Source organism: Kitasatospora sp. NPDC038210, assembly GCF_055600605.1.
Genome location: NZ_JBVJYK010000017.1, coordinates 14665 through 37320 on the forward strand (window position 1 = coordinate 14665; position 22656 = coordinate 37320).

17 protein-coding genes are annotated in these 22656 nt (G+C 74.1%); 11 read left to right on the plus strand and 6 right to left on the minus strand.

The window, feature by feature from the left end; all coding sequences use genetic code 11:
* Positions 1 to 59: 59 nt before the first annotated feature.
* The 4 genes from rimO to ACZ7KX_RS29745 all read left to right on the plus strand — a co-directional run bounded on the left by rimO (position 60) and on the right by ACZ7KX_RS29745 (position 3369).
* On the plus strand, positions 60 to 1550 hold the full coding sequence (gene rimO / locus ACZ7KX_RS29730) for a 30S ribosomal protein S12 methylthiotransferase RimO (protein ID WP_470329159.1): 1491 nt from the start codon (positions 60 to 62) through the stop codon (positions 1548 to 1550).
* Positions 1547 to 2185 (plus strand): CDP-diacylglycerol--glycerol-3-phosphate 3-phosphatidyltransferase, encoded by a 639-nt coding sequence (gene pgsA, locus ACZ7KX_RS29735; protein WP_350523401.1) that lies wholly within the window; start codon positions 1547 to 1549, stop codon positions 2183 to 2185. The genes rimO and pgsA overlap by 4 nt, the downstream gene beginning before the upstream one ends.
* Positions 2186 to 2201: 16 nt before the next feature.
* Entirely contained in the window at positions 2202 to 2684 is a 483-nt protein-coding gene (locus ACZ7KX_RS29740) for a CinA family protein (protein WP_470329160.1), read from the plus strand.
* A 316-nt stretch (positions 2685 to 3000) separates the two neighbouring features.
* Positions 3001 to 3369: a helix-turn-helix domain-containing protein gene (locus tag ACZ7KX_RS29745; protein ID WP_049660741.1), complete on the plus strand. Its 369-nt coding sequence runs from the start codon at positions 3001 to 3003 to the stop codon at positions 3367 to 3369.
* Between the two features lie 428 nt (positions 3370 to 3797).
* Here the strand turns inward: ACZ7KX_RS29745 and ACZ7KX_RS29750 are convergent, their stop codons facing one another.
* Positions 3798 to 8555: an ATP-dependent helicase gene (locus ACZ7KX_RS29750; protein WP_470329161.1), complete on the minus strand. Its 4758-nt coding sequence runs from the start codon at positions 8553 to 8555 to the stop codon at positions 3798 to 3800.
* A gap of 206 nt (positions 8556 to 8761) precedes the next feature.
* On the opposite strand from ACZ7KX_RS29750, the gene ACZ7KX_RS29755 reads away from it, so the two are divergent.
* The 6 genes from ACZ7KX_RS29755 to rny all read left to right on the plus strand — a co-directional run bounded on the left by ACZ7KX_RS29755 (position 8762) and on the right by rny (position 16019).
* On the plus strand, positions 8762 to 10342 hold the full coding sequence (locus tag ACZ7KX_RS29755; RefSeq protein WP_470329162.1) for a S8 family serine peptidase: 1581 nt from the start codon (positions 8762 to 8764) through the stop codon (positions 10340 to 10342).
* Positions 10343 to 10484: 142 nt separating this feature from the next.
* Entirely contained in the window at positions 10485 to 10679 is a 195-nt protein-coding gene (locus tag ACZ7KX_RS29760) for a DUF3046 domain-containing protein (protein WP_350629141.1), read from the plus strand.
* A gap of 47 nt (positions 10680 to 10726) precedes the next feature.
* Positions 10727 to 12016, plus strand: coding sequence for an AI-2E family transporter (locus ACZ7KX_RS29765; RefSeq protein ID WP_470329163.1), 1290 nt, complete (start codon positions 10727 to 10729; stop codon positions 12014 to 12016).
* 195 nt (positions 12017 to 12211) lie between these two features.
* Positions 12212 to 13324, plus strand: a complete 1113-nt coding sequence (gene recA / locus ACZ7KX_RS29770) for a recombinase RecA (protein WP_470329164.1) — start codon at positions 12212 to 12214, stop codon at positions 13322 to 13324.
* 4 nt (positions 13325 to 13328) lie between these two features.
* Positions 13329 to 14417: a recombination regulator RecX gene (gene recX / locus ACZ7KX_RS29775; protein WP_470329165.1), complete on the plus strand. Its 1089-nt coding sequence runs from the start codon at positions 13329 to 13331 to the stop codon at positions 14415 to 14417.
* 132 nt (positions 14418 to 14549) lie between these two features.
* Positions 14550 to 16019 (plus strand): ribonuclease Y, encoded by a 1470-nt coding sequence (rny, locus tag ACZ7KX_RS29780; RefSeq protein ID WP_470329166.1) that lies wholly within the window; start codon positions 14550 to 14552, stop codon positions 16017 to 16019.
* A gap of 157 nt (positions 16020 to 16176) precedes the next feature.
* On the opposite strand, the gene ACZ7KX_RS29785 is transcribed toward rny, so the two are convergent.
* The 5 genes from ACZ7KX_RS29785 to ACZ7KX_RS29805 all read right to left on the minus strand — a co-directional run bounded on the left by ACZ7KX_RS29785 (position 16177) and on the right by ACZ7KX_RS29805 (position 21507).
* On the minus strand, positions 16177 to 17970 hold the full coding sequence (locus ACZ7KX_RS29785; RefSeq protein WP_470329167.1) for an FAD-dependent monooxygenase: 1794 nt from the start codon (positions 17968 to 17970) through the stop codon (positions 16177 to 16179).
* Between the two features lie 122 nt (positions 17971 to 18092).
* Entirely contained in the window at positions 18093 to 18941 is an 849-nt protein-coding gene (locus ACZ7KX_RS29790) for an amino acid ABC transporter permease (RefSeq protein ID WP_470329168.1), read from the minus strand.
* A gap of 73 nt (positions 18942 to 19014) precedes the next feature.
* On the minus strand, positions 19015 to 19665 hold the full coding sequence (locus ACZ7KX_RS29795) for an amino acid ABC transporter permease (protein ID WP_350523393.1): 651 nt from the start codon (positions 19663 to 19665) through the stop codon (positions 19015 to 19017).
* Between the two features lie 50 nt (positions 19666 to 19715).
* Complete coding sequence (locus ACZ7KX_RS29800; protein WP_470329169.1) at positions 19716 to 20615, minus strand: glutamate ABC transporter substrate-binding protein; 900 nt, start codon at positions 20613 to 20615, stop codon at positions 19716 to 19718.
* Between the two features lie 118 nt (positions 20616 to 20733).
* The gene (locus tag ACZ7KX_RS29805; RefSeq protein WP_350523391.1) at positions 20734 to 21507 is read right to left on the minus strand and encodes an amino acid ABC transporter ATP-binding protein; all 774 of its coding nucleotides are present in this window, start codon (positions 21505 to 21507) and stop codon (positions 20734 to 20736) included.
* A 389-nt stretch (positions 21508 to 21896) separates the two neighbouring features.
* On the opposite strand from ACZ7KX_RS29805, the gene ACZ7KX_RS29810 reads away from it, so the two are divergent.
* On the plus strand, positions 21897 to 22655 hold the full coding sequence (locus tag ACZ7KX_RS29810; RefSeq protein WP_470329170.1) for a response regulator transcription factor: 759 nt from the start codon (positions 21897 to 21899) through the stop codon (positions 22653 to 22655).
* The last annotated feature ends 1 nt before the right edge of the window (position 22656 follow it).

Sequence of the window (22656 nt, forward strand, 5' to 3'; positions counted from 1 at the left end):
TCGAGGCGCGCGGCCTCCGGGGGGAACGGCACCGGAGGCCGCGCGTTAATCTTGGGCCTATGCCTGAACGCCGTACTGTCGCCCTTGTCACGCTCGGATGCGCCCGCAACGAGGTGGACTCCGAGGAACTCGCCGGGCGACTGGAGGCCGACGGCTGGTCGCTGGTCGATGACGCCGCCGAAGCGGACGTCGCCGTCGTCAACACCTGCGGCTTCGTCGAGGCCGCCAAGAAGGACTCCGTGGACGCCCTGCTGGAGGCCAACGACCTCAAGGGGCACGGCCGGACCCAGGCCGTCGTCGCGGTCGGCTGCATGGCCGAGCGGTACGGCAAGGAGCTCGCCGACGCGCTGCCCGAGGCGGACGGTGTCCTCGGCTTCGACGACTACGCCGACATCTCCGACCGCCTGCAGACCATCCTCTCCGGCGGCCACCACGCCCCGCACATCCCGCGCGACCGCCGCAAGCTGCTGCCGATCAGCCCCGCCGAGCGGCAGACGGCCGCCGAGGCCGTCGCGCTGCCCGGCCACGGCGCCGAGGCCGCCGCCGAGCCGATCGCCGACCTGCCCGAGGGCCTCGCCCCGGCCTCCGGCCCGCGCACCCTGCGCAAGCGGCTGGACGACAACCCGGTCGCCTCGGTCAAGCTCGCCTCCGGCTGCGACCGCCGGTGCTCCTTCTGCGCCATCCCGGCCTTCCGCGGCTCGTTCATCTCCCGCCGCCCCTCCGACGTGCTGCACGAGGCCCAGTGGCTGGCCGGGCAGGGCGTCCGCGAGATCGTCCTGGTCAGCGAGAACAACACCTCGTACGGCAAGGACCTCGGCGACATCCGGCTGCTGGAGACGCTGCTCGGCGAGATCTCCGCGATCGAGGGCGTCGAGCGGGTGCGGGTGTCCTACCTGCAGCCGGCCGAGATGCGTCCGGGCCTGATCGACGCGATGACCGGCACCACCGACGTGGTGCCCTACTTCGACCTGTCCTTCCAGCACTCGGCGCCCGCCGTACTTCGCCGGATGCGCCGCTTCGGCTCCACCGACCAGTTCCTGGAGCTGCTGGGCACCATCCGCGACAAGGCCCCGCAGGCCGGCGCCCGGTCCAACTTCATCGTCGGCTTCCCCGGTGAGACCGCGGAGGACTTCGCGGAGCTGGAGCGCTTCGTCACCCACGCCGGGCTGGACGCGATCGGCGTCTTCGGCTACTCCGACGAGGACGGCACCGAGGCCGCGACCTACGACGGCAAGCTCGACGCCGACGTGATCGCCGAGCGGCTGGACCGGCTGAGCCGGCTGGCCGAGGAGATGACCGCCCAGCGGGCCGAGCAGCGGATCGGCACCGAGGTCGAGGTGCTGATCGAGTCGATCGAGGACGGCGTGGTCGAGGGCCGGGCCGGCCACCAGGCCCCGGAGACCGACGGCCTGACCACCCTGGAGGGCGTCGAGGCCCCCGAGGTCGGGCAGTTCTGGCGGGCCAGGGTGGTCGCCAGCGAGGGCGTCGACCTGATCGCCGAGGCGCTGGAGCAGGTGCGGGTCCGTTCGGTCCCGGGAGCCGGGGAATGACCAAGGGGCCCGGCGCCCCGGCCGCGGCCCACCCGGGCAGACCGGTGGCCGCGGCGCCGGCGACCCCGGGGATCTGGAACATCGCCAACGTGCTCACGATGGTCCGGGTGCTGCTGGTCCCGGTCTTCGTGCTGCTGCTGTTCGCCGACGGCGGGCACAACCCCAAGTGGCGCTCGGTCGCCTGGGCCGCGTTCGCCATCGCGATGATCACCGACCTGTTCGACGGGGAACTGGCCCGCCGCAAGGGCCTGGTCACCGACTTCGGGAAGATCGCCGACCCGATCGCGGACAAGGCGATCATGGGCTCCGCGCTGATCGGCCTCTCGCTGCTCGGCGACCTGCCCTGGTGGGTCACCGTGGTGATCCTGGCCCGGGAGCTGGGCATCACGCTGATGCGGTTCTGGGTGATCCGCTACGGGGTCATCCCGGCCAGCCGCGGCGGCAAGCTCAAGACGCTGACCCAGGGCACCGCGGTCGGCATGTACGTCCTGGCCCTGACCGGGTGGCTGGCCACCGGGCGGGCCGTGCTGATGGGACTGGCGGTGCTGCTGACCGTCGGCACCGCGCTGGACTACGTCGGACAGGCGCTGCGCCTGCGCCGCGAGGGACAGGCCGCGGAACGCGCGGGCCGTTGAGCGACAGGGGGACCGGGTGGCGGAGCACGACTACCGGCTGGCGGAGCGCGCGCACGCCGCGCTGCGGGCCGAGGGCGGCACGCTGGCCGTCGCCGAGTCGCTGACCGGCGGTCTGCTGGCCGCCGCGCTGGTGGACGTCCCCGGGGCCTCCGCGACCTTCCGGGGCTCCGTCACCGCGTACGCGACCGAGCTCAAGGCCTCCGTGCTCGGTGTGGACGAGGGCCTGCTGGACGTCCACGGGCCCGTCCACCCGGTGGTGGCCCGGCAGATGGCCGAGGGCGTGCGGGGGCTGCTGGGGGCCACGTACGGGCTCGCGACGACCGGGGTGGCCGGTCCGGACCCGCAGGACGGACAGCCGGTGGGCACCGTACACCTGGCGGTCGCCGGCCCGGGGGGAACTCTGGTCAGTTCGCCCCTGCTGTCGGGCGGCCGTGCCACAATCCGTCACGGAGCGGTGACCGCCGCACTGGAGCTGCTCGTCGGCCGGCTCGCACAGTAGGGGCCCCTCCGACGGATCTCCACCGAACCGAGATCTGCCGATCTGGCGCCCGGGTACGGCTCAGCTGGAGGATCGTGTTACATCCAACAGCCTGGTTGGGCAGAAACCAGGTGGCGAACGAGTTGCGTGACGGTGGCCGGGTGGGCCGCGTCGGGTACCACGAGGGGCCCGCGAACCCGGGTACGACACCGGAACGAGGAGGGGGACAGCCTTGCAGCCCAGAGTGAACACGACCAGGGTCCCCGCACGCGAAGCGGGCAAGGCGGTACGGTGGGGGCGTGACATCTCGATCCGCAGTCCGAGGAGGGAGGCACCGATGATCCTGCTCCGTCGCCTACTGGGCGATGTACTGCGTCGGCAGCGCCAGCGCCAGGGCCGCACACTCCGCGAGGTGTCGGCGGCCGCCAGGGTTTCGCTCGGGTACCTCTCCGAGGTCGAGCGGGGACAGAAGGAGGCCTCCTCGGAGCTGCTCTCCGCCATCTGCGACGCACTCGACGTCCGGATGTCCGAGGTCATGCGCGAGGTCAGCGACGAACTGTCGCTCGCCGAACTTGCGGCGATGGCCACCCTCTCCGAAGGTGATCTGCTGAGGCCGGTACTCGAACCGGTTCCGCTTCCCGCCCCCGGCACCGACCGGGCGAACATGTCGCCCAAGGCCGCCGCGATGGACGTGGTCGCCGCCTGATCCCGGCCTCGACCCGGGCATCGCCGCCCGGGGCGAGCGAAGGGAGGGCGATCGTGCGGAGAGACGCGATGATGCGCCCGGCAGCCCGAATACGGGCGCGGGCGCGGTTGTTGCTCCGGAAACGGCGTCCGGTGCGGTGGGTCCTGGCGGCAGTGGCGGCCGGGCTCGCCTGGTGGCTCCTGGTCGTCCGGGGGCAGGCGGTCGACGGTGCGGCGCTGGGGCTGCTCGCGGCCGGAGGCTGGGGCCTCGGCCTCATCCCGGTCCACGCTGACCGGAACGCGACCGGACCGGCCCGTCGCCGGAGCACTGAGGCGGTACGACCGGTGGAGGCACAGCCGCCGCCGATCGGGTGATTCGACGTGGCCGGAGGCCGCGGGGTCCCGGACCCCGCGGCCTCCGCCGTGTCCGGGGGCGGGTGCGCCGACGGACTACGGCCGCAGGCGCAGGCCGCGGGGGGTGGCGTGGAAGCCCGCCTCCTCCAGGGCGCGGCCGAGCTCCGAACCGAGAGCGGGCTCGCCGTTGGCCCGCTCCACCGTGACGGTGCCGAGCGCGCCCCCGCGGACGGCGGCGGCCAGTGCTCCCGCCGCGAGCGCCCGGGTGCCCCCGTCCTCCGGCCAGGCCAGCAGGGACTTGCCGCCGCGCTCGACGTACAGCGCCAGCTCGCCGTCCACCAGGACCACCAGGGCGCCCGCCTTGCGGCCCGGACGGTGGGCCGTGGACTCCTTGCCGCCGGGGGCGGTGGGCGGCTCGGGCCAGGGCAGGGCGGCGCCGTAGGCGTTCGCCGGGTCGGCGGCGGCCAGCACCAGCGTCTGCGGCGGCTCGGCGGCCGGGGCGGCCGGCCACTCGGTGGCCGCGGTGCGCTCCAACCGGCCGTTGACCGAGCGCAGCCGGTCGGCCGCGCCCTCCATGGCGAACTGGGCGCCGCCCAGGCCCTCGACGAAGTAGCCCCGACGGGCCCGGCCGCGCTCCTCCATCGCCGCCAGCACCCGGTAGACCCCGGCGAAGCCGCCGGGCACCCGCTCGGCCGCGACCGCCCCCCTGGTGAGCAGACCGTGCCGGTCCAGCAGGTTCTGCGCCTGCGCGGTGGCCCGGACCGTCGGGTCGGCGGCGAGGGCGGGCAGCAGCGACCAGCGCCCGGCCACCGTCGGCGGGCCGCTGCGCAGGGCGCCGCCGGGGCGGCCCAGGGCGCGGCCCGCGGTGCCGTAGCGGCCGCGCGGGGTGGACCGGGGCGCGCGGTGGGCGGTGGCGCCCGCCGTCCGGCCGGAGCCGAGCAGGGCGCGCAGCGGGGCGAGGGTGTCGTTGGTGACGTAACCGGCCCAGACCAGGTCCCAGAGGGCTTCTACGACCGCGGGCTCCGGGGTCTCCTCCGGCAGCTGCTGGACGAGTTGGCGGAAGAACAGGCCGTAGCCGCCCGCCAGCGCCGACATCAGGGCGCTGTGCAGCGGGGTGAGCGCGGGCGGGACGGGCTCGGGCCGCAGCAGGTGGGCGTTCTCGGTGAGGTGGAGGCTGAGCCAGCCGTCCTTGCCGGGCAGCGCCCCGGCGCCGCACCAGCCGATCTCGCCGGCCGCCGTCAACTCGTCCAGCAGGCCGGGGGAGTAGTCGGCGAGCCGGGCCGGGAGGACCAGCTTCTCCAGGGCGGAGGCGGGCAGCGCGGTGCCCTGCAGCTGTTCGACCACTCGGAGCAGACCGTCCGGGCCGCGCAGCCGGTGGCCGGCCAGGTGCTGCCACTGCGGGAGGAAGGCGGCCAGCGCGCGCGGCGGGACCGGCTCGACCTCCTGGCGCAGGGCGGCCAGCGAGCGGCGGCGCAGCCTGCGCAGGACCTCGGCGTCGCACCACTCCGGTGCGGTGTGGTCGACGGGGGCGGCGCCGAGCGCTTCCGGCGAAGGGTGCAGACGGGCGGTGGGCGGGAGGAACTGGCCCTGGACCAGGCGGCCGGCGGCGGTGAGGCGGTGCAGCGCGCCGGTCACGACGGCGCTGCCCAGGCCGTAGCGGGCAGCGGCCCCGGCGGCGGTGAACGGGCCGTGGGTCCGGGCGTGGCGGGCGATCAGATCGCCCAGCGGGTCCTTGACCGGCTCGGTGAAGGCCTCGGGGACGCCGACGGGCAGCGGGGTGCCGAGTGCGTCGCGCAGCCGCCCGGCGTCCTCGATCGCGGCCCAGCGCTGGTCGCCGGCGATCCGGACCTGGATCACCCGGCGGGCGGCCTCCAGCTCCAGCGCCCAGAGCGGTTCGGCGCCGCGGGCGGTCAACTCGGCCTCGGTGAGCGGGCCGAGCAGGCGCAGGGCGTCGGCGACGCCCTCGGCGTCCTTGATCCGGCGCTCCGGGGTGAGGCGCTGGAGTTCGGCCTCCAGCTCGGCGAGCACCCGGGGGTCGAGCAGTTCGCTCAGCTCGGCCTGGCCGAGGAGTTCGGACAGCAGCCGGGAGTCCAGCGAGAGGGCGGCGGCGCGGCGCTCGGCGAGCGGGGAGTCGCCCTCGTAGAGGAACTGGGCGACGTAGCCGAAGAGCAGCGAGCGGGCGAAGGGAGAGGGTTCGGGGGTGGTGACCTCGACCAGCCTGACGGCGCGGGATTCGAGGTCGCCCATCAGCTCGACCAGGCCGGGGACGTCGAAGACGTCCTGCAGACACTCCCGGACGGCCTCCAGGACGATCGGGAACGAACCGTACTCGGAGGCGACTTCGAGGAGTTGGGCGGCGCGCTGGCGCTGCTGCCACAGCGGGGTGCGGCGGCCGGGGTTGCGGCGGGGCAGCAGCAGGGCGCGGCCGGCGCACTCGCGGAAGCGGGAGGCGAACAGGGCGGAGCCGCCGACCTGGTCGGTGACCAGCTGCTCGATCTCGCCGGGCTCGAACAGGGCGGCGTCGGCGCCGACCGGGGCCTCGTCCGCACCGGGCCGGGCGGCCGGGGCGGCGGGGGCGGCGAAGTCGAAGTCGGGGGAGAGCAGGTCGGCGTCGGGCAGGCGGAGCACGATGCCGTCGTCGGCGTGCATGACCTGCGGGTCCAGGCCGTGCTTCTCGCGCAGCCGGGCGCCGAGGGCGAGGGCCCAGGGCGCGTGCACCTGGGCGCCGAAGGGGGAGTGGATGACGATCCGCCAGTCGCCGAGTTCGTCCCGGAAGCGCTCGACCACGATGGTGCGGTCGTCCGGGAGGTGGCCGCAGGCGGCGCGCTGTTCGGCGAGGTAGTCGAGCAGGTTGGCGGCGGCCCAGTCGTCCAGCCCGGCCCGCTTGAGGCGTTCCGTGGCGGCCTCGGGCAGCAGCGCCCCCAGTTCGCGGGTGAACGCGCCGAGGGCGCGGCCGAGTTCGAGCGGGCGGCCGAGGGTGTCGCCCTTCCAGAACGGGAGCCGGCCGGGGATGCCGGGAGCGGGGGTGACGAGCACCTTGTCGTGGGTGATCTCCTCGATCCGCCAGGAGGTGGTGCCGAGGGTGAACACGTCGCCGACGCGGGACTCGTAGACCATCTCCTCGTCGAGCTCGCCGACCCGGCCGCCGCCCTTCTTGCCCGTTTTCGAGTCGGACGCAGTGGTGCCGGCGATGAACACGCCGAACAGGCCGCGGTCGGGGATGGTGCCGCCGGAGGTGACGGCCAGGCGCTGGGCGCCGGGGCGGCCGGTCACGGTGCCGGCCACCCGGTCCCACACCACGCGCGGGCGCAGCTCGGCGAAGGCGTCCGAGGGGTAGCGGCCGGCCAGCATGTCGAGGACGGCGTCGAAGGCGGACTGCGGGAGGGTCGCGAAGGGCGCGGCGCGGCGGACCACGGCGAGCAGGTCGTCCACCGGCCAGGCGTCCATGGCCGTCATCGCGACCAGCTGCTGGGCGAGCACGTCCAGCGGGTTGCGCGGGATGCGCAGCGCCTCGATCCGGCCGGCCCGCATCCGCTCGGTGACCACCGCCGACTGCACGAGGTCGCCCCGGTACTTGGGGAAGAAGACGCCGGTGGAGACGGCGCCGACCTGGTGGCCGGCCCGGCCGACCCGCTGCAGGCCGGAGGCGACCGAGGGCGGGGACTCGACCTGGACGACGAGTTCCACGGCGCCCATGTCGATGCCCAGCTCCAGGCTGGAGGTGGCGACCACGGCCGGCAGCCGGCCGGCCTTCAGCTCCTCCTCGACCAGGGAGCGCTGTTCCTTGGAGACGGAGCCGTGGTGGGCCCGGGCGATGACCGCGGGCGCGCCCTTGGCGGCGCCGGAGCCGCCCATCAGCTGGGCCGGGGCGTGCGCCCCGGGGGTGACGGTGCCGGTGGCGCGCTCGTGGGCGATCTCGTTCAGCCGGTTGCACAGGCGCTCGGCGAGGCGGCGGGAGTTGGCGAAGACGATGGTCGAGCGGTGCGCCTCGACCAGGTCGACGATCCGCTCCTCGACGTGCGGCCAGATCGAGCTCTGGCGCTGGGGGTCGCTGTCGGCTGCGCCGCCGGTGGCCGGTGCGGCGGGCAGGTCGTCCAGGTCGGGGACGGGGACGACCACCGAGAGGTCGAAGTCCTTGTCGGCGGGGGGCTGGACGACGACGGCGCCGCGCTGCGGGCTCAGGAAGCGGGCGACCTCCTCGACCGGGCGGACCGTCGCGGACAGGCCGATCCGGCGTGCCGGGCGGTCCAGCAGCTCGTCCAGCCGCTCCAGGGTGAGCGCGAGGTGGGCGCCGCGCTTGGTGCCGGCGACGGCGTGCACCTCGTCCAGGATCACCGTGTCCACCCCGCGCAGGGCCTCCCGGGAGGCGGAGGTGAGCAGCAGGAACAGTGACTCGGGGGTGGTGATCAGGATGTCCGGCGGGTGGGTCGCGAAGCGGCGGCGGTCGGCGGCCGGGGTGTCGCCGGAGCGGATGGCGACCTGGACCTCGGGCTCGGGCAGGCCGAGCCGGACGGCGGCCTGGCGCAGGCCGGTCAGCGGGGCGCGCAGGTTCCGTTCGACGTCCACCGCGAGGGCCTTGAGCGGGGAGACGTAGAGGACGCGGCAGCGGCGCTTGCTCTCGGCCGGCGGCGGGGTGCTGCTGAGCCGGTCCAGGGCGGAGAGGAAGGCGGCGAGCGTCTTGCCGGAGCCGGTGGGGGCGACCACCAGGACGTCGGTGTCCCGTCCGATGGCGCGCCAGGCCTCGGCCTGGGCGGTGGTGGGGGCGGAGAAGGCGCCGGTGAACCAGGCCCGGGTGGTCGGGGCGAAGCCGGCGAGCGGGTCGTGGGCGGGCGGGGTCGGGTGCTGGGGCGCCATGCCCCCATGGTGCCGGGTGGGACCGACAACCGGGCGCGGGGCGGGGCCGGCGGGCGGGAGCGTCCGGGGCGGCAAGGTGCGGCCGGGCCGTCCCGGGAGGCGGGGGGTGCAAGCCAGGGGGCAGAAACGACAATCCGCTCATATGGTGATGATTCGGAAGCTTGATCCATTCGTGACCCACCGGAACGACGAGCGGAGACCGTGCGATGGCGCAGGCGCACCCGCCGGGCAGGCCCGCCCGCGCCGCCCGGCGCCGCCGGGTCCGCGGGCCCGTCCGGGCGTTGCTCGCGATGCTGCTCACGGCCCTCGTGCTGGGTGGGGCCGTCCCGTCTGTGTCCGGGCCCGGGCGGTCCTACCTCAGCTACCTGGTGCTGGCCGAGCGGGAGGACGCGTCCGGGGCGGCCCGGGCCGGGGCCGAGAGCCGGGCGGCGGGTGGCCAGGTGGTGCAGGAGTACCCGCAGATCGGGGCCGTCCTGACGTACGCGACCGGCAGGTTCGCGGACAAGGTGCGCAGCCGGCCCGGGATCGCCGCCGTCGGCGCGACCCGCACCGCGCCGGTGGTGGCGCCGCCCCGGGCGGTGGACGGGGCCGGGGACTTCACGGTGGGCGCGGACCGGGGCGGGCACGGGGCCGTCGGTGCGGACGCCCTCGGCGCGGTCCGCGCGGTCCGCGCCGGGGACGACCGGGCGGCCGGGTCGGGCACCGCCACCGTGCCCGACCCCGCCGAGGGCGGCGCCTGGAACCTCGCCATGCTCGGCGCGACCGCGCTCCGCACCGGCGACGCCTCCCCGGCACCGAACAGCGCCCCCGCGGGCGTCGTGCCGGACCCCGAGGCGCTGCACCGGGTGCTGGTCGCCGTGCTGGACTCCGGCGTGGACGACACCCACCCCGACCTGCGCGCAGCGGTCGACCCGAAGGCCTCCGCCTCCTGCGCCGACGGCCGGCCCGACGCCCGCACCGGAGCCTGGCGGCCCGACCCCGGAGTGGGGGAGAGCGGCCACGGCACCCACGTCGCCGGGATCGTCGGCGCCGCCCGGGACGGCCGCGGCGTCACCGGGGTCGCGCCGGGCGTGCGGATCGCCGCCGTCCGGCTGCTCGGACCGCTCGGGCAGTACTACGCCGAGAACATGGTCTGCGGGCTGCTCTGGGCCGCCGACCACGGCGCCAAGGCGGTCAACAACAGCTACTTCGCGGACCCGTGGAAGTACAACTGCCCCGAGGACCGGGACCAGGCCGCGCTGACCGCCGCCGTCGGACGGGCCGCCGGGTACGCCCGGAGCAAGGGCGCGGTGGTGGTCGCCTCGGCGGGCAACGACGCGCAGGACCTCGGCGCCCCCCGGACCGACGAGCGCAGCCCCAACGACCGGGTCTCCGGCCCGGCGCAGACCCGCTACCTGGGCACCGAGTGCGTCCGGCTGCCCGGCGAGCTGCCCGGCGTCGTCACCGTCACCGCCGTCAACCGGGACGGCCACCCGTCCGCCTACACCAACTTCGGGCGCGGCCGGGTCTCGCTGGCCGCCCCCGGCGGCGACCCGGACGGCGGGCCGCAGAACGCGATCGTCTCCGACTGGCCCGGGGGCCAGTACGCGGCGCTGGCCGGCACCTCGATGGCGGCCGCGCACGTGACCGGCGCGGTGGCGGTGGCGGCCGCACTGCACCCGGACTTCGACTCGGACGCGTTGGCGGCGCTGCTCGCGAACACGGCGGCGGCGGGCTGCCCGCCCGGACCGTACGCCTGCGGGGACCGGCAGTTCTTCGGGGCGGGGCTGCTGGCACTGCCGCGGTGAGCCCGGGGACGCACGGGGTCCCGGGCCGGGCGGGGTCCGGGGCCGGGCGGAGACGGGCCGGACCGCGTGGGGTCGGGTGTGCGCCGGCGGCCGGGTGGTGGCCGGTCCGGGGCGCGGGTGGTCGGTCCGGGATACTTGGGGCATGAGGCTGACGGAGTTCTGGCGACGGATGCACGCGCACTTCGGGGAGACGTACGCGGAGTCGTTCGCGAGCGACCACGTGATGAGCGAGCTGGGCGGGCGGACCGTGCGCCAGGCGCTGGAGGCGGGCTGGGAGGCCAAGGACGTCTGGCGGGTGGTCTGCGAGACCCAGGGGGTCTCGACGCTGCTGCGCTGACCTCCGGGGTCCGCTCCGGGCCTCCGGGCATGGGACAGACTGTCCCGGTGACAAGCAGCGCAGAACAGAAGAATTCGGACAGGGCGGTGCGGGTCGCCGGGGGTGCGCGGGCCGGTGACGGCGTGCGGGCCGCCGGAGGGCCCGCCGACGACGCCCGGAGCGGTCGCGCGCGGGAGGGCGGCGGCGCCCTGTGGGGCGGCGGGATGCCGCGCTGGCTGCCCAGGGCGATGGCGCTGTTCCTCGTCCTGGTCGGACTGTTCCAGCTCGCGGACTGGGCCTTCCGGCAGCTGATCGACCTCTTCGTGATGCTGCTGGTGGCCTTCTTCCTCTCGCTCGCGCTGGAGCCGGCCGTCGACCGGATGGCGGCGCGCGGGGTGCGCCGGGGGGTCGGCACCTTCCTGGTGTTCGTCGCCGTCGGGGTCGCGGTGGCCGGGTTCCTCGCCGCGCTCGGCACGCTGCTGGTCGACCAGGTGGGCAAGATCGCGGGAGACCTGCCGCACCTGGTCGACAACCTGATCGGCTGGGTCAACCGGACCTTCCACCAGGACCTCTCGCTGGACGAGCTGCAGAAGCGGCTGCTCAAGGACTCCGGCACCATCGAGAACTACGCCCAGCAGGCCGCCGACAACGTCTGGGGCGTCTCCTCCTCCGTGATCGGCGGGCTCTTCCAGGCCTTCACGGTCGGGCTGTTCACCTTCTACTTCACCGCCGAGGGACCGCGGGTGCGCCGGACGGTCTGCTCGCTGCTGCCGCCCGCCAGGCAGGGCGAGGTGCTGCGGGCCTGGGAGATCGCGCTGGCCAAGACCGGCGGCTACCTCTACTCCCGGGCGCTGCTCGCGGTGGTGTCGGCCGCCGGGCACTGGGTGATGTTCGCGCTGCTGGACCTGCCGTACGCGGTGGCGCTGGCGATCTGGGTGGGCGTCATGTCGCAGTTCGTGCCGACCATCGGGACGTACCTGGCCGGTGCGCTGCCGGTGCTGGTGGCGCTGACCGTGGAGCCGGTGGACGCGCTCTGGGTGCTGGTCTTCGTGGTGGTCTACCAGCAGGTCGAGAACTACCTGCTGCACCCGAGGATCACCGCGCGGACCGTGGACGTGCACCCGGCGGTGGCCTTCGGCGCGGTGATCGCGGGCGCGGCGCTGCTCGGTGCGGTGGGCGCGCTGATCGCGATCCCGGCGGCGGCGACCCTGCAGGGCTTCGTGGGGACGTACGTGCGGCGCTACGAGGTGGCCACCGACCCCCGGATCGACCGGGGCGAGCAGCGGCGGGCCCGGCGGGAGCTGCGCCGGGAGGCGGCGCGGCGGCTGCGGCGGATGGTCGGAGGGGACGGGGAGTGAGGCGAGGGCGGCGCCCCGGGGCGGGACCCGGGGCGCCACCGCGCCGACGTGCGACGCTTGAATCGAACAGATGTTCTTTGTACTCTCCGGCGAAGAGTTTTCCACAGGCCGAGCCCGGTCGGACTCGTTTGTCAGTGGGACGCGCTAGCGTCGATGACGATGAAGCGCACAGCACAGAACCCGAGGGAAAAAGCCATGGCAGGTACGGACCGCGAGAAGGCCCTGGAAACCGCGCTCGCCCAGATCGAGCGGCAGTTCGGCAAGGGCTCGGTGATGCGCCTCGGCGAGAAGGCCAATGAGCCCGTCGAGGTGATCTCCACCGGGTCGACCGCCCTGGACGTCGCCCTCGGGGTCGGCGGCATCCCGCGCGGCCGAGTGATCGAGATCTACGGCCCCGAGTCCTCCGGCAAGACGACCCTGACCCTGCACCTGGCGGCCAACGCCCAGAAGGCCGGCGGCACGGTCGCCTTCGTCGACGCGGAGCACGCGCTCGACCCGGAGTACGCCAAGAAGCTCGGCGTGGACACCGACGCCCTGCTGGTCAGCCAGCCGGACACCGGTGAGCAGGCCCTGGAGATCACCGACATGCTGATCCGCTCCGGCGCGATCGACCTGGTGATCATCGACTCGGTCGCGGCGCTCGTCCCGCGCGCGGAGATCGAGGGCGAGATGGGTGACTCGCACGTCGGTCTGCAGGCCCGCCTGATGAGCCAGGCGCTGCGCAAGATCGCCGGTGCGCTGAACCAGTCGAACACCACCGCGATCTTCATCAACCAGCTGCGCGAGAAGATCGGCGTGATGTTCGGTTCGCCGGAGACCACGACCGGTGGCCGGGCGCTGAAGTTCTACGCCTCGGTCCGGCTGGACATCCGCCGGATCGAGACCCTGAAGGACGGCACCGAGGCGGTCGGCAACCGCACCCGCGTCAAGGTGGTCAAGAACAAGGTCGCCGCGCCGTTCAAGCAGGCCGAGTTCGACATCCTCTACGGCGTCGGCATCAGCCGCGAGGGCGGCCTGATCGACATGGGCGTCGAGCACGGCTTCATCCGCAAGTCGGGAGCCTGGTACACCTACGAGGGCGACCAGCTCGGCCAGGGCAAGGAGAACGCCCGCAACTTCCTGCGGGACAACCCGCAGCTCGCCGACGAGATCGAGCGGAAGATCAAGGGCAAGCTCGGCATCGGCCCGAAGACCGAGGAGCCGGCTGCGGGCGAGGCGGACACCGCCGCGGACGCAACCGCGAAGCCGATCACCACGACCGTCGCCAAGGCGGCCGCGGCGAAGAAGACCGCGGCGGCCAAGGCCTGAGCCGTTGACGCAGTACGACACGGTGGGCGGCGGCCCGGCGGGCCCGGAGGACGACGACCACGGGCCGCCGGACTGGTTCGCCGCGGTCGCGGAGGAGCCGGAGCCCGCGCCGGAGCCTCCCGCGCCGTCGCGCCCCCGCCGGGGGCGGCGGGAGCGGCCGTTCACCGTGCAGAGGACATCCGGCCGGGAGCCGGAGTTCGACCGGGCCCCGGCCCGGGCGGTGCGCGGCGCGGCGCCCGGGCCGGGGCCGGCGGAGGCTTCGGTCGAGGCGCTCGGGCTGGTCTCGGCCTCCGAACTGCCCTCCGGCCGCCGTCGCCGGCGCTCGGCCCTGGCGGCCGAGGAGCCCGGAGCGGGCCTGCCCGGCCCCGCGTCGACGGGCACGGACCACGGCTGGGGCGAGGACGAGGCGGCCGGTCACGGGGGTGCGGCCGCCTCGCCCCCCCGCTCCGGTGCCCGCCGGGGCCGTACCCGGCGCGGGCGTTCCGCCGAGGGACTGCCGGATGACGGACTGCCGGACGAGGGTCCTGCGGGTGGCGGGCTGCCGGCCGGCGGGCTGGAGCGCGCCGGTCGTGCCTCCCGGAAGCAGGCCGAGGAAGCGGTCGATCCGGAGACCCGCGCCCGGGACATCTGCCTGCGGCTGCTGACCGGCGCCGCCAAGACCCGCAAGCAGCTCGCCGACGCCCTGCGCAAGCGGGAGATCCCGGACGAGGTCGCCGACGAGGTGCTCACCCGGCTCGAAGAGGTCGGGCTGATCGACGACGGCGCCTTCGCCGCCGCCTGGGTGGAGTCCCGGCACGCCGTCCGGGGCCTGTCCCGGCGGGCGCTGGCCCAGGAGCTGCGCACCAAGGGGGTGGCCGCCGACCTGGTCGAGCAGGCCGTCGCCCAGGTCGACCACGACGACGAGACGGACGCGGCCCGGGCCCTGGTCGAGCGCAAGCTGCGGTCCACCCGCGGCCTGGACCGGCAGGTCCGCACCCGGCGGCTGGTCGGCATGCTGGCCCGGCGCGGCTACTCCGAGGGGCTGGCGTTCCGGGTGGTGCGCGCCGCGTTGGACGAGGAGCCTGGCGGCCCGTCGGAAACGGAGTGGGAGTAGTGGCGGTTTCGTGGGCTTCTTGGTGGTGACCAGGCCAAGTCTTGACCATTTCGTGACCCCCACCTAGCCTCGCCTTCAGTGCCCGGGGCGCCTCCGGACGGCGGCCCGCGCAGGGGACGAGGAGTGGGCGGCATGACGATGTCGGTGGGCGCCGGACCGAGCGGCGCGCTGCCGGCGATCGCCGGTTCGGCGGCTCTCCTCCTGGCCGTGCTCGTGGTGTTCGCCGGGCTGGTCATCAAACGGCTGCGGGCGGACCGGCGCGGCGCGCTGGCCGAGGCCGAGCGGGCCCGGCACCGGGCCGAACAGCAGACCGCCCGGCAGCAGGCCGAACTCACCCGCCGCGAGGAGCAGTTGGCCGAGGAGCTGCGCAGGCTCCGCCGACGCGAGGACGAACTGGCCGAACGCGCGGCCGAGTCGGAGCGCTCCCGGGTCGAGGCAGAGGCGCTGGTGACCCGCCGGGCTGCCGCCCTGGAGCGGGCCGCCGGGCTCTCCGCCGAGCAGGCCCGCGCCGAACTCCTGCACGAGGCCGAGGCCTCGGCCCGGTTGGCGGCCGCGGTCACCGTCCGGGAGATCGAGCGCGAGGCCAAGGAGGAGGGCGAGCGCCGGGCGCGGTCCGTCCTCGCCGTCGCCATCCAGCGGCTGGCGACGGAGCAGACCGCGGAGAGCGCCGTCAGTGTCCTGCGGCTGCCGAACGAGGAGATGAAGGGCCGGATCATCGGCCGTGAGGGCCGCAACATCCGCGCCTTCGAGGCCGTCACCGGAGTGAACCTGATCGTCGACGACACCCCGGAGTCGGTGCAGCTGTCCTGCTTCGACCCGGTCCGCCGGGAGACCGCCCGGCTCACCCTGCAGCAGCTGGTCGAGGACGGACGGATCCACCCGACCCGGATCGAGCAGCTCCACGAGCGCAGTCGCGCGGAGATCGAGCTGAGCTGCGTCCGGGCCGGCGAGGACGCCCTGCTGGACGCCCGGGTCGGCGCGATGCACCCCGAACTCGTCCGCACCCTGGGCTCGTTGCGCTACCGGGTCTCGTACGGGCAGAACGTGCTCGGGCACCTGCTGGAGTCCGCGCACCTGGCCGGGATGATGGCCGCCGAACTCGGCGTGGACCCGGAGCCGGTGCGCCGCGCCGCACTGCTGCACGACATCGGCAAGGCGCTCACCCACGAGGTCGAGGGCAGCCACGCGGCGGTCGGCGCCTCACTCGCGCGGCGCCACGGCGAGTCCCCGGAAGTGGTGCACGCGATCGCCGCGCACCACAACGAGGTGGAGCCCGAGACCGTCACGGCCGTGCTGACCCAGGCCGCGGACGCCTGCTCGGGCGGTCGGCCCGGGGCGCGCAAGGAGTCGCTGGAGCTGTACGTCCGTCGGCTGGCGCGGCTGGAGGAGATCGCGCGCTCGCACCCGGGCGTGGCCGACGTCTACGCGATGCAGGCCGGCCGCGAGGTCCGGGTGATGGTCCGTCCGGACGCGGTGGACGACCTCGGTGCGGAGCTGATCGCCCGCGAGGTCGCCCGGCAGGTCTCGGCCGAGCTGACCTACCCGGGGCAGATCCGGGTGACCGTGGTCCGCGAGAGCCGCGCGACGGCGGTGGCGAGCTGACGGGTCGGCGGGCCGGGGCGGTCGTTGCCCGGGCGGTCGGTGCCGAAGCGGTCGGTGCGCAAGCGGTCGGTCCCCGGACGGTCGACTCCCGGACGGTCGGTCCCCGTCGTCCGCCGTCGGGGCGTCGGACCGCCGCGGGCCGGGGCCGACGGCGGCACTAGCTCGGGCTGTCGACCTGCTGCGGGGCGTGCCGGTCGGCGAGCCGGGGTTCGAGGTCGGACCGGGGCTCGCGGTCGGACCGGGCTTCGAGGTCGGACCGGGGCTCGGGTTCGGCCTCGGGCTCCGGGGCCGGCCCGAGGGTCGCCGGGCCGCCGCGGGCGCGGTCGGCGAGGGCGAGGAGGTCCTCGGCGACGGCACCCTGGGTGACGCCGACGAGGTGGCCGTCGGGGCGGATCAGCAGGACGGTGTGCGGGCCGGCGCCCGGGTAGTCCTCGGTGACCAGCACCTCGGCGGGGACCGGCAGGGCGGCGGCGACCTCGGCGAGCCGGGGCATCAGCCCGGCGCCGAGCCAGTGCTCGGACGACCAGACGGCGGTGCCGGGGGCGACCAGCAGCAGCAGGAAGGTGGCGCCGAGCCGGGCGTGCAGGTGGTCGGGGGTGCCGTCGGTGGCGAGCACCGGCAGGTCCGGGACGAGCACGCCGGGGGCGGTGGCGGGCAGCAGCTCGCTGAGCGAGGTGGTGCCGCGCGAGCCGCGCTGCACCGGGACCCTCCCGGGAACACCGGAGGGCGCCGCCGGGTAGGCGGGCGCGCCGCCGAAGCGGCCGGTGCCGAGCTGGCCGTCGGCGAGCAGCGGGGCGTGCTTGCGGAAGCCGCCGACCAGCAGCGAGCGCCGGGTCTGCTGCCAGCCGCGCAGTGGGCGCAGCAGCGGCATGGACTGGTCGACGGCGCGCAGCCGGGCGCCGACCGCGCCGCGCCGTTCGGCCTCGTAGCCGTCCAGCAGAGAGCCGCCGGGCTGCGGGCCGCCGGAGTGGAGGTGCCAGGCGAGGGCGAGCCGCCAGGCGAGGTTGTCGGCGTCGCGCAGCCCGTCCGTGAGGTTCTGCATGCCGAGCGCGCCGTGCAGGTGGGCGGCGTCGCCGGCCAGGAAGCAGCGGCCGACCCGGAAGCGGGCGGCGAGGCGCTGCTGGGCGGTGTGGTCGGCGGCGGCGAGCAGCTCGAAGCGGGGGAGTTCGCCGCACCAGCCGGTGAGGGTGGCGGTGACCCGGGTGAGAAGGGTGTCGCCGGTGACGATGCCCGGCCAGGTGGCGTGCGGGTCGACCGTCTCGGTGGGGGCGGGGCGGCCCGGGGGCAGCCGCCAGTCGAGCCGCCAGATGCCGTCCGGCAGTGGACGGGCGGAGGCCTCGCGGTCGCCGCGCCACGGGGGCTCGCGGTGCAGCCGGGCGCCGTCGAAGGGCAGGTCGACCCGGACGGTGGCGACGGCGTTGCGGTCGACCGCGGGCCGGCCCGGGAAGCGGATCTTGAGGAGCTTGCGGACGGTGGATCTCGCGCCGTCGCAGCCGACCAGGTGGCTGCCGCGCCACCAGGTGGCGGCGCCGTTCTGGGTGCCCACGGTGCGGATGCTGACGCCGTCCCGGTCCTGTTCGAGCTCGACGACCCGGTTGAGCGGGACCAGCTTGATCAGCGGGGTGCCGGTCAGGGCGTCGCGCAGGCCGCGCTGGAGGCGGTGCTGGGGGAGGTGGAAGGTGGGCGAGTCGGTGAGGTCGATCCGCAGCACTTCCTGGCGGCGCCGCCAGATGGTGAAGGAGTCCCAGAGGGCGGAGTCGGAGACCGCCCGCGGGTAGCCGATCCGGGTCAGGAAGGCGGCGGTGTCGGCGCCGACGACGAGGCTGCGCGGGCCTTCGGGGCAGAGCCCGGAGCCCTCGTCCAGGACGATGGTCGGCACCTCGTGCCGGGCGAGGGCGAGGGCCAGGGCCAGACCGACCGGTCCGGCCCCGACCACGATCACCGGGTCCATGAGGGGACCTCCGGGCACGAACCGGCCGATCGGCCGGCGTCAGTTACCGCTGCCGCATATGCCGCGTGGATGCTCCCGGGAGGTGTCACGAAGAGCAATGCAACAGTTCACCTGCGTGTCCGTCAAGCAGCAGCTGAAGTGCGCCGGTTCGCGCCGCGACGACCACGGGCCTCGATCCAGCGCGCGAGCGCGGTCAGCAGCAGGCACATGACGATGTAGATCGGGCCGATCACGAGCACCACGGGGATGTAGGGGAACCCGGCGGCGTTCAGCGGCTGGCTGGCGATCTTCTTGCCGATGAACAGCAGCTCGTTGTAGGTGATGATGTACCCGAGCGAGGTGTCCTTGAGGGTGACGACCAGCTGGCCGATCATCGTTGGCAGCATCGAGCGCACGGCCTGCGGCACCAGGATGCCGCTCATCACCTGGGTCTTGCGCATGCCGAGGGCGTACGCCGCCTCACCCTGACCACGCGGGACGGCGTTGACGCCGCTCCGGATGATCTCCGCCTGGACCGAGCCGTTGTAGAGCGTGAGCCCGAGCACGAGCGCCCACATCGGGTCCTTGGCGAAGAACGCGTAGTAGAGGGCGACGATCAGGATCAGCAGCGGCATCGCCCGGAAGAACTGGACGAAGCCGACGCAGAGCCAGCGGACCGGCCGGTGGTCGGAGAGCTGCCCGGCGGCCAGCAGCGCGCCGAGGGTGAGCGAGAACGCCGCGGCCAGGCCGAAGGCCTTCAGGGTGGCCAGCAGACCGTCCAGGATCATCTGCTGGACGGTGTTGTACTGGAACGCGTCCCACATCTCCGCGTCGAACTGGCCGTTGTCGGCGAGCGCGCTGAAGACGTACCAGAGGAGGCCGGCGACGCCGATCAGGGAGAGGACGCCGAACAGGCGGTAGCGGGAGCGGGCCCTGGGGCCGGGGGTGTCGTAGAGGACACTGGCCGTCGCGGGGCGCTGGAACAGGCTCATGCGCCCACCTCGCTGCGTTCGGCAGGGGCGTTCGCCCGTGCGCACCTCTTGATGATTCGCTCGCTGCGCTCGCTCATCGGGCCACCGCCAGTCGGGATTCCAGGAAGCGGAAGAACGTGGCGACCGTCGCACTGATCAGCAGGTAGGCGCAGGCCACCCAGAAGAAGATCGCGAAGATCGAGTAACCGCGCTCGGAGAAGGTCTGCTGGGAGCTGTACAGCTCGGCGACGCTGAACGCGCCGGCGATCGCCGAGTTCCTCGGCAGGGCGATGAACACGCTGCTCATCGGAGCCAGGACGGTCCGGGCGGCCTGCGGCAGGACGACCAGGGTGAGGGTCTGGCCGAAGGTCATGCCCAGGCTGCGGGCGGCCTCCGCCTGGCCGAGCGGCACGGTGTTGATGCCGGAGCGGATCACCTCGCAGACGAACGAGGCCGTGTACCCGCCGAGCGCCAGCACCGCGAAGGTCATGTGGCTGAAGTGCACACCCAGCGGCGGCAGGCCGAAGGTGACGGCGAAGAACAGCAGGGTCAGCGGGGTGTTGCGGAAGAGCGTCACCCAGGTCGTGCCGAAGGCGCGCAGGACCGGCACCGGGGAGACCCGGAAGGCCGCCAGCAGGGTGCCCAGCAGCAGGGCGAGCAGTGCGCTGAGGGCACTCAGCTCGATCGTCTGCAGGAAGCCGTCGCGGAACAACGCGAAGTTGTCGTCCTCGAACAGGAACCCCATCCGGCGGCCCTCCTCTCAATCAGGGTCGGGAATGTCGTGCGGAGGGCGGATCAGTAGCGGTCGAGGGCCGGGACGTCCGGCGCGGCGGAGCCGGAGGCACCGAGGGTCGCGTCGTACGCCTTCTTCCAGTCGCCGTTGTCCTCGTGGGCCTTGAGGGCGTCGCTGATGGCGTTGCGCAGCACCGCGTCGTCCTTGCCGAGGCCGACGCCGTAGTTCTCCTTGGTGAACGGCTTGCCGACGACCTTGAGCTTGCCGGCGTACTTGGAGGCGTAGCCCTTGAGGATGGCGTCGTCGGTGGTGACGGCGTCGACCTCGCCGGAGAGGAGCTTCTCGACGCAGGCCGAGTAGGTGTCGAACTGCGTGATCTTCGGGTTGTACTGCTGGATGTTCTTGATCGAGGTCGAGCCGGTGGCGGTGCAGACGTTCTTGCCGCCCACGCTCTCCGGGCCGGTGATCGAGGTGTTGTCCTGCTTCACCAGCAGGTCCTGGCCGGCGATGTAGTACGGGCCGGCGAAGGAGACGGTCTTCTTGCGCTCGTCGTTGATGCTGTACGTGCCGACGTAGAAGTCGATCTGGCCCTTCTGGATGGCGGGCTCGCGCTGCGAGGAGACCAGGGTCTGCCACTTGATCTGCTGGGGGGTGAAGCCCAGGTCGGCGGCGATCATCTTGGCGATCTCGATGTCGAAGCCGCTGCGGTCGCCGCTGGCGACGTCCTCCCAGCCGAGGTTCGGCTGGTCGGCCTTGGCGCCGATGATCAGCTGGCCGCGCTTCTTGGCCTCGGCGATGACCGGCGAGTCGACCTTGGCGTCCGTCTTGACCGTGTAGGTCGGGAGCTTGGGGGCGTTGCTCGCGCTGGCGGCGGCACCGGGGGTGCCGTCCTTGCCGCAGGCGGCGGTGGCGGTGAGCGCGACGGCACAGAGCGCGACGGCGAGGGTGCGGGAAGTCCTCATGAGGGCGTTCTCCTGGGGCTGGGCCGCGGTTTCAACCGGGCTCTGGAGTCTGGAAGTCGTGCGCGGGCAGGGCTGATCGGCACTGTTGCCGGAGGCGGCCCCGCGTGGTCTCGAAGCGTCAGTGGTGCAGGATCTTCGAGAGGAAGTCCTTGGCGCGGTCGGAGCGCGGCGCCGTGAAGAAGGCATCGGGGGTGTTCTGCTCGACGATCTTGCCGTCGGCCATGAACAGCACGCGGTTGGCGGCGGAGCGGGCGAAGCCCATCTCGTGGGTGACCACGACCATCGTCATGCCCTCGGCGGCCAGTCGGCGCATGACCTCCAGCACCTCGTTGACCATCTCCGGGTCGAGCGCCGAGGTGGGCTCGTCGAAGAGCATCACCTTGGGCTTCATGGCCAGTGCGCGGGCGATCGCCACGCGCTGCTGCTGGCCGCCGGACAGCTGGGCGGGGAACTTGTCCGCCTGCGCGCCGACACCGACGCGGTCCAGCAGTTCCCGGGCGGTCTTCTCGGCCTGCGGGCGGGGCACCTTGCGCACCTTGACCTGGCCGATGACGACGTTCTCCAGCACGGTCTTGTGCGCGAAGAGGTTGAAGCTCTGGAACACCATGCCGACCTCGGCGCGCAGCCGGGCCAGCTCCTTGCCCTCGGCGGGCAGCGGCCGGCCGTCGATGGTGATCGTGCCGGAGTCGATGGTCTCCAGCCGGTTGATCGTCCGGCAGAGCGTGGACTTGCCCGAACCGGACGGGCCGATCAGCACGACCACCTCGCCCTGGGCGATCTGCAGATCGATGTCCTGCAGGACGTGCAGCGCGCCGTAGTGCTTGTTGACGTTGTTCAGCACGACCAGTGGGGCGGCTGCGGGGGTGGAGTCCTGGACCGGGCTCTCGGTCATCGCGCCTGCTCCCTCTGTATCGGATCGTGCCTACCTGAGAAGTCTCAACTCCCTTGGGAGGCAATGGTGGTGCGAATCCGGGAGCCGCGACCGGCGGAGCCGCAGCCCCCGGTGGGCCGACCATAGGAGCCCTGACCGCGCGCCGTCAGCCGATCTGAGCGGAACTTGAGGATCACGAAACGGCCACACGCTCGGTACGTACTGTTCGCGAACGCGCCGACGGGGCATGTCACAGCGGGAATCCGCGCCGGTGCTCCCCGTCCCCCACGAGCCCGGTGCGCGGTCGAACCTGGCGCAGGACCGTCCGCTGGCCCATACTGCGCAGGACCGGGCCGGACCGATCGGCCCGGCGATCACCGGTGATCACGTGGGGGAAGGAGGAGAACAGGATGCGACTGCTGCTCGTCGAGGACGACGAACGCGTGGCCGCCGCGCTCGTCGCGGTACTGGGCCGGCACGGCTTCCAGGTCCGGCACGCCCGAAGCGGGCACGAGGCCCTGGACGCCCTGGTGCCGGACGGCAACGATCCGTACCGGGTGGTGCTGCTCGACCTCGGGCTGCCCGATCGCGACGGCTTCGAGGTGTGCAGCCGGATCAGGGCCGGCAGCGGCGTGCCCGTGATCATGGTCACTGCCCGCGCCGACGTCCGCTCCCGGATCCACGGCCTCAACCTGGGCGCCGACGACTACGTCACCAAGCCGTACGACATGGGCGAGCTGCTCGCCCGCATCCACGCGGTGGCCCGCCGCGGCGCCGCCCCCTCCTCGGTGTCGGTGCCCGCGCCCGACGCCGTGCCGCAGCAGCGCGGCCCGCTGGAGTCCCGCGGCATCCGGATCGACCGGGAGCGCCGCCGGGTCAGCGTGGACGGCCGCGACGTGCCGCTCACCCGCAAGGAGTTCGACCTGCTCGCCCTGCTCGCGCAGAGCCCCGGCGTGGTCTACCGGCGCGAGCAGATCTTCAGCGAGGTCTGGCGCAGCGGCTGGGAGGGCAACGGGCGCACCCTGGAGGTGCACATCGGCTCGCTGCGCAACAAGCTCGCGCTGCCCGGCCTGGTCGAGGCCGTCCGCGGCGTCGGCTACCGCCTGATCCCCGAGTCCCCGGCGCCCGCCGCTGCGGACCCGGCCCCGAACGCCCCCGCGGAGCACTGAC

Excerpts from the sequence above, each read along its gene's own strand:
- ACZ7KX_RS29805 (WP_350523391.1), bottom strand. The coding sequence starts at position 21,507 with ATGACCGAGAGCCCGGTCCAGGACTCCACCCCCGCAGCCGCCCCACTG.
- rny (WP_470329166.1), top strand. The coding sequence starts at position 14,550 with ATGACGATGTCGGTGGGCGCCGGACCGAGCGGCGCGCTGCCGGCGATC.
- ACZ7KX_RS29755 (WP_470329162.1), top strand. The coding sequence starts at position 8,762 with ATGGCGCAGGCGCACCCGCCGGGCAGGCCCGCCCGCGCCGCCCGGCGC.
- ACZ7KX_RS29750 (WP_470329161.1), bottom strand. The coding sequence starts at position 8,555 with ATGGCGCCCCAGCACCCGACCCCGCCCGCCCACGACCCGCTCGCCGGC.
- ACZ7KX_RS29795 (WP_350523393.1), bottom strand. The coding sequence starts at position 19,665 with ATGGGGTTCCTGTTCGAGGACGACAACTTCGCGTTGTTCCGCGACGGC.
- recA (WP_470329164.1), top strand. The coding sequence starts at position 12,212 with ATGGCAGGTACGGACCGCGAGAAGGCCCTGGAAACCGCGCTCGCCCAG.
- ACZ7KX_RS29785 (WP_470329167.1), bottom strand. The coding sequence starts at position 17,970 with ATGGACCCGGTGATCGTGGTCGGGGCCGGACCGGTCGGTCTGGCCCTG.
- ACZ7KX_RS29745 (WP_049660741.1), top strand. The coding sequence starts at position 3,001 with ATGATCCTGCTCCGTCGCCTACTGGGCGATGTACTGCGTCGGCAGCGC.
- pgsA (WP_350523401.1), top strand. The coding sequence starts at position 1,547 with ATGACCAAGGGGCCCGGCGCCCCGGCCGCGGCCCACCCGGGCAGACCG.
- rimO (WP_470329159.1), top strand. The coding sequence starts at position 60 with ATGCCTGAACGCCGTACTGTCGCCCTTGTCACGCTCGGATGCGCCCGC.
- ACZ7KX_RS29760 (WP_350629141.1), top strand. The coding sequence starts at position 10,485 with ATGAGGCTGACGGAGTTCTGGCGACGGATGCACGCGCACTTCGGGGAG.
- ACZ7KX_RS29810 (WP_470329170.1), top strand. The coding sequence starts at position 21,897 with ATGCGACTGCTGCTCGTCGAGGACGACGAACGCGTGGCCGCCGCGCTC.
- ACZ7KX_RS29790 (WP_470329168.1), bottom strand. The coding sequence starts at position 18,941 with ATGAGCCTGTTCCAGCGCCCCGCGACGGCCAGTGTCCTCTACGACACC.
- ACZ7KX_RS29800 (WP_470329169.1), bottom strand. The coding sequence starts at position 20,615 with ATGAGGACTTCCCGCACCCTCGCCGTCGCGCTCTGTGCCGTCGCGCTC.